A 1,377-nucleotide genomic window follows, 5' to 3' on the forward strand; every position below is an offset into this window, starting at 1 on the left:
GGTGGTCGTGGCCGTGCTCGCGGTGGCCGCGCTGATCGGCGTCGCCGTCCAGAGCAACCGGACGGAATCCGCACCGGTGGTGCTGCCGGTGACCGCGACCGGCACCGACAACGGGATCACCGTCGGCCGGGCGGACGCCCCCGTCACCGTGGACTTCTACGAGGACTTCCAGTGCCCGGTCTGCGAGGAACTGGAGACCGCGCTCGGCCCGGGCATCCAGCAAATGATCGGTGATGGACGGATCAAAGCCGTCTATCACATGATGTCCTTCCTCGGGCCGGAATCCGTGCGGGCGGCGAACGCCGCTGCCGCCGCCGCCCAGGAAGGTAAATTCAAGGAATACCATGACATTCTCTACGCCAACCAGCCGCGCGAGCACAGCAGCGGATACCAGAACGGCACGCTGACGGAATTCGGCGCCAGCGTGGGCCTGACCTCCCCCGCGTTCATCGACGCGGTGCGTGACGGCACCTACAACGGCTATGTCGCGAAAGTCGAGGACGACGCGTCCAGGCGTGGTGTGACCGGCACCCCGACCGTGCTCGTCAACGGCCGGCAACTGGCCCCGCGGTCCCTGACCCCCCAGGGCTTCACCGCCGCGGTGGCCGCTGCCGCCGGCACCCCCGCGCCGGCGGCCACCGGCTGACCACCCCCTCGTGTGGCCACGACACGGCAGACCGTGGCCACACGAGGTGAGATAACGACTGTGGACGCCGCCCAGTGGGACCGCCGGCACGCTGGCACCGGCCTGCTGTGGACCGCCGAGCCGAACCAGGTCGTGGTCGAACACCTCACCGGGCTCACCCCCGGGCGTGCCCTGGACCTCGCCTGCGGCGAGGGGCGCAACGCCGTCTGGCTCGCCACCCAGGGCTGGCGGGTCACCGGCGTGGACTTCTCCCAGGTCGCGATCCGCAAGGCACGCGAGCTCTCCCGCCGCTTCGACGTGACACCGGAGTGGATCCACGCCGACGTCATGGTCTGGACGCCGCGGCCGGCGTCCTACGAGCTGGTCATCATCTGCTACCTGCACCTGGCGCCCGAGCAGCGGCGGGACGTGCTGCGCTGCGCGGTCGACGCGACCGTCCCGGGCGGGACGCTGCTGGTCATCGGGCACGACCGGGCGAACCTGCGGCACGGGGACGTCATCCCCGCCGACCCCGAGCTCCTGCTCGACGCCGACGATCTGCTGACGGAGCTGGCTGCCGGCCCGCCCCTGCGGATCAGCCGGGCCGGCCGCGTCCGCGGGCCGCTGCGCGGCGACGGCAACCGGCACCCGGTGGTCGACACCCTGCTGGTGGGGCGCCGGCCCGGCCCGGTGTCCCCCCACCCGGCGCTCGTCGAGCCGGCGGCGGGGGCGGCGGGCAAGGGCCCCGGGAC

2 protein-coding genes are annotated in these 1,377 nt (G+C 72.6%); both read left to right on the forward strand.

Going from position 1 to position 1,377, the window contains the following annotated elements; translation table 11 throughout:
• Positions 1-646, forward strand: a 646-nt coding sequence (locus AC5LUJ_RS19825) for a DsbA family protein (protein ID WP_493465489.1), incomplete at its 5' end; no start/stop codon positions are given.
• Positions 647-706: 60 nt separating this feature from the next.
• On the forward strand, positions 707-1,377 hold a 671-nt coding region (locus AC5LUJ_RS19830; RefSeq protein WP_493465490.1), incomplete at its 3' end, for a class I SAM-dependent methyltransferase.

Source organism: Protofrankia sp. CiP1_Cm_nod3 (assembly GCF_982290655.1).